The 5,083-nt window shown below is 59.8% G+C and carries 4 protein-coding genes; 1 reads left to right on the forward strand and 3 read right to left on the reverse strand.

All coding sequences use genetic code 11. The features are described 5' to 3' along the window. Together EOA75_RS28470 and ctaD are read right to left on the reverse strand one after the other, a co-directional pair. Window positions 1-244, reverse strand: a 244-nt coding sequence (locus EOA75_RS28470) for a manganese catalase family protein (protein WP_206517048.1), incomplete at its 3' end; no start/stop codon positions are given. Window positions 245-510: 266 nt separating this feature from the next. Then, complete coding sequence (ctaD, locus tag EOA75_RS28475; RefSeq protein WP_127239592.1) at window positions 511-2,169, reverse strand: cytochrome c oxidase subunit I; 1,659 nt, start codon at window positions 2,167-2,169, stop codon at window positions 511-513. Between the two features lie 334 nt (window positions 2,170-2,503). On the opposite strand from ctaD, the gene EOA75_RS28480 reads away from it, so the two are divergent. Further along, the gene (locus EOA75_RS28480) at window positions 2,504-3,286 is read left to right on the forward strand and encodes a DUF2243 domain-containing protein (protein ID WP_127325730.1); all 783 of its coding nucleotides are present in this window, start codon (window positions 2,504-2,506) and stop codon (window positions 3,284-3,286) included. Between the two features lie 833 nt (window positions 3,287-4,119). On the opposite strand, the gene EOA75_RS28485 is transcribed toward EOA75_RS28480, so the two are convergent. Continuing rightward, on the reverse strand, window positions 4,120-5,083 hold a 964-nt coding region (locus tag EOA75_RS28485), incomplete at its 5' end, for a PDZ domain-containing protein (RefSeq protein WP_127325731.1).

A 5,083-nucleotide genomic window follows, 5' to 3' on the forward strand; every position in this document is an offset into this window, starting at 1 on the left:
CCTTGTTCAGCATTGTGACAATTGACCCGACCACCTCGAGGTGGCTTAGTTCTTCGGTTGCGATGTCGAGCAACATGTCTTTTCGACCGACATCATCCTCGCCCAGCCCTTGGACGAAATAGCGCATAGCGGCGGCCAACTCGCCATCGGCTCCGCCGAACTGCTCCATTATCATGCATGCCAGTTTCGGATTCGGCTCCGACACACGGACGGTGTATTGCAGTCGCTTATTGTGCATGAACATGAGGTTTCTCCAGGGTTGGGGTTCCCCGAACATCCTTGGATCAGAAATGTTCCTTGGCGCTGGTCGTTCTGTTTGGCTATCAAGTTCGTGCATGGCGATGAATTATCCGCGAGCCCGACCGGGGATCAGGAACGGCTCGCTAGGGGCCCGGTACTCTCCCGGGCCAACACCAACCCCGTCGTGTTGGATGCTGATTGAGGGCCACGAGAGCCAGGGCATTGGCTGCAGGGACCGTCACGCATGGGCGCCGAAATCGCCGACCCGGGCTATTTAATGATCGGGAGCCTGTCCCATTGATGGAACGGGGGTGGCGAAGGCAACATCCACTCCAGGGACGTGGCTCCCGGACCCCAAGGATTATCGCCGGCCTCCCTTCGTCTGTAGAAGGCGTCGACCACTCCGGCCAGGAAGAACAGTACGCTCGCGGCAGATATGTAGGCCCCATAGGAAGAGACCATATTCCAGCCTGCAAATGCATCGGGATAGTCTATGTAGCGGCGCGGCATGCCCGCCAAACCTAGAAAGTGATGCGGGAAGAAGACCAGATTGACGCCGACAAAAGTCGTCCAGAAATGCACTCCCGCCAGTAGAGTGTTATACATATACCCGGTCATCTTCGGGAACCAGTAATACCAGCCCGCGAAGATCCCAAAGAGAGCTCCCAGTGAGAGTATGTAGTGGAAATGCGCGACGACGAAGTAAGTGTCGTGCAATTCACGGTCGAGCGCAGCATTGGCCAGCTGAACGCCTGTTACCCCACCGATTGTGAACAGAAAAATGAATCCCAACGCCCAGAGCATGGGCGTTTGCAGGCGAATCGATCCGCCCCACATCGTGGCGATCCAGGAGAAGACCTTAATACCTGTCGGCACCGCAATCACCATTGTCGCGAAGGTAAAATAGCGCTGCGTGTCCAGGCCAATGCCGCTGGTGTACATGTGGTGCGCCCAGACGACAAACCCTATCGCGCCGATCGCCACGATCGCATAGACCATGCCGAGATAGCCGAAGATCGGTTTGCGCGAAAAGGTGGATATTACCTGGCTCACAATGCCGAATGCCGGGAGGATCATGATGTAGACTTCCGGATGACCGAAGAACCAGAAAAGATGCTGGTAGAGGAGCAAATCGCCGCCCTGGTCCGGGAGGAAGAAGGCAGTGCCGAAGTTCCGGTCAGTCAGCAACATCGTGATCGCGCCTGCCAGAACGGGGAGCGCGAGGAGAAGAAGGAATGCTGTAATCAGAACCGACCACGCGAAGAGAGGCATCTTGTGGAGCGTCATGCCGGGCGCACGCATGTTGAAGATCGTGGTGATGAAATTGATCGCCCCGAGGATGGATGAGGCCCCGGCAATGTGCAGCGACAGAATGACCAGGTCAACGGCAGGCCCAGGATGGCCCGACGTCGACAGCGTTGGGTAGAGGAACCATCCCGTTCCTGCACCATAGCCTCCTGGTACGCTGGGCATGAACAGCGACATCAAGAGCAAAATGAAGGCAGGCGGCAGCAGCCAGAAAGAAATGTTGTTCATCCGCGGGAAAGCCATATCAGGAGCCCCGATCATGAGCGGTATCATCCAGTTGGCAAAGCCGCCGATCAGACCGGGCATCACCGCGAAGAAGATCATGATAAGGGCGTGTGCTGTCGTGAATACGTTGTAGAGCTGCTTGCCTGCATCAATGGCCGTGGCACCCTCGAGGCCGTATACAAACGAGGCCAAGCCAGGAAAGATCTGTATACCCGGTTCCTGAAGTTCGATGCGCATAGCGACTGACAGGAGCATGCCAATGATGCCCGCAAGGATCGCGAAAATCAGATAAAGTGTCCCGATGTCCTTGTGATTAGTTGAGAACACCCATCGGGTGACTCCTGCCGGCTTGTGCGCCGGAGCCGGAGTATCGGCTTTCGCCGATGAGGCTGGCATAGTGATCTCCTTTGAGCAGGCAAGCGCGTCCCAACCTCGCATTGACGGTATTGTTCCTGATGATCAGCCGTAATCTCCAAGCCAAGGGAACAACTCCAACCCCGGGATGTTCGGGCAAACGGGCTGAACAGGGAGCGACGTCTGATGCTCGAAACTATTGCGGCAGTGCTAGTACTCCTGGCTGTGGTCGGAGGCCTAATCTGTGCGTTCTGGATTGAGGCGAGCTATGGCGTCCACGGGCTCACCGAAGACATTCCGGCTGCGCCAGTCGACGACCTCAGACCGAGGTTGCCGGTCACCCCTCGTCCGGCCACTTTGAGGTAGGGCGCCAGTCATGCGCTTGAACTGGCCAGCAATCAATCGGAAGGCCGTTGTCGGGTGGCTGCTCGTTGGCTTTGCGCTGGCCGGCTTTTTCGACGGCATCGTTCTGCATCAGATCCTGCAGTGGCACCACCTCCTGTCCGGCCTTCGCGAACCGGCAGGATCAGACTTGCGCTTCCAAATTCTGGCGGACGGCCTCTTTCACCTGCTCATGTATCTGTTGTGCATTTTGGGCACGGTGTTGCTCGTGGCGGCTCGTGCATCTGGCGCGCGCCCCGGCACGACGAGCGAAATTCTACGGCTCGCCTTGGCCGGGTTCGGCATCTGGCACATCGTTGACGCGGTCATCATTCATTGGCTGCTCGGCCTTCACCGGATCAGGATGGCGAGCGAAGTGCCCCTGGCATGGGACATCGGATGGCTGGTTATTTTTGGCATCTTGCCTTTGGTGCTCGTTCTCCTGATGCCCAATCGGGGAGGACCAGCACGGGGCGCGGCGGCTGCTTTGATGAGCGTTGCCATGCTAGCTGGGCTGACTGCGGGCGCAGGCCAGCGCTTCGAGGGTGCAACCCACACGATCGTCGTCTTCCGGGAAGGTCTAAGCCCGGCCCAAATGATGCGAGCCGTACTCGAGGCGCGGACGAACCTAAAATCGACAGATAAAGGTGGGACAATCTGGGTGGTCGACGAGGTCTCTTGGGCCGGCCTCATAACGCTTCACGCGGAAGGAGCCGTTCTCGTCAGCACAACGCCGGTCGCCGCGGGCTGCCTGGCCTGGTCTGCCGTCAAGGTCTGATGCGGGGCGCAGCTCGGCGAGTAGAAAAGGATGAGGCGCCAATCATTTCGTGGCGGTCGAGAAAGAGGCGGTAAGCATGCGCCCGCCCCCGTAAAAAACAAGGATTCCATCGCATACTCGAACTAAGGCGCCATTCGCAATCGCGTGACGAAGAAGCTATTTGCCGCCGCCGCTGCCTAGACTACATGCTGGGAATGCGACTCGAACCGCTGGGCGTCAAGCGAGAGCCCGGGAAGCCCGGTGCAGCAATCATGGCGCGGATAGCCGGCACGACGTTCCCAACGCTGCCCGGCGGCCTGTGCCGAGCGTCTTCGCGATGATGTGTGCTGCCTGAGACATGACCGGCCAGGTGAAGTTGGCGAGCACACGCTACGCCATGCGACCTCAAACGGGGGCGGTCCTGCCCGAGAAACCGGATCACAAAGAAAATGTTCCGACGCCGAGGAACACCTCGCATTCGGGTAAGTTTGGGGCCCGGCGGCGCTATGCCCTCCGCTGTTTGCCGTGCGCTGCCGCGCGGAGCCCCTATCCTCCGCAGGCCCGCTCCTGCATGGCATCAGGGGTGGGCCGTTCTTTTGGTTGCCTTCGACATGATCGCTGCGCTCGATCAGGGGAATCGAGCAGGAGAACGGCGTCAAGCGTTCCGTTAGCGGGGGATCGCTGATGGCGAACGCCTACTTGCCGGTTCCCAACGCGCTTGATGGCGAGAGCGTTGGTCGAAGGGACTCGCCGTCCGTCATCACCCCATGCTCGGTGATGTAGGCAGCGAACATCCCGACGGCCAGAAATTGGAAGAGCCCGCTCTCGAGGGAAGGTCGAGCGGGCTCCGGAGTTTATCGCACAACCAGCAGAAGACGCCCCCCGTCACGGACCAGCTCCAAGGCCAGTATTGCGCGCTGGCCAGCGATCGCACTGCGCAAATCGGACACGGAAGAGACCGGCTTGCGGTTGACCGCCACGATCATGTCGCCGGTCCGCAACCCCGCTCTCGCCGCCGGGCTAGCGGGTTCGATGCTCTCGATGACGACCCCGTCCGCGCCTGCCCGCTGGGCTTCCTCGGCCGAAGCGTCACTCATCTTGGCGCCCTGCAGGAGGGTGCCTGCCAGCGTCTCCGACGCGCTTTCCTGTGCAGCGATCGTCACGTCGATCGTGACTTCGCCATTAGCGCGTTTGACGGCAAATTTGACAGTGCTTCCGGCAGGGGTGAGGCCGATCCGGTTTCTGAGGTCGGTCGTGCCTTGCACGGGATGTCCGTCGATCGCGGTGACGACATCGCCGACCTGCAATCCAGCCTTCTCTGCCGACGAGCCGGGTTCGACATTGGCGATCACCGCGCCGCGGAGGTCTCCGAGTTGCAGCGCCTTTGCGAGGTCCGGCGTCAAATCCTGGATGCCGATCCCCACCTTTCCGCGCCGCACCTCGCCGTGGGCGATCAACTGCTTCATCACGGAAACAACCATGTTACTCGGCACGGCGAAGCCGATGCCGACATTGCCGCCGGCTGGACTGAGGATAGCCGTGTTGATGCCGATCAGCTTGCCGTCCAGAGTAACCAGGGCGCCGCCGGAATTGCCCGGATTGATCGAGGCGTCGGTCTGGATGAAATCCTCGTAACCCTCGATGTTGAGTCCACTGCGGCCAAGCGCGCTGACGATGCCGGAGGTCACGGTCTGGCCGAGACCGAAGGGATTGCCAATTGCCACGACATAGTCGCCGACCTTCAGGGCGTCTGAATCGCCTGTCTGTATCGCCGTGAGGTTTTTAGCGTCAATCTGAAGCAGCGCGATATCGGTGTCC

It is taken from the genome of Mesorhizobium sp. M1A.F.Ca.IN.022.07.1.1 (assembly GCF_003997575.1).
In the GTDB taxonomy this organism is placed as follows: Bacteria; Pseudomonadota; Alphaproteobacteria; order Rhizobiales; family Rhizobiaceae; genus Mesorhizobium.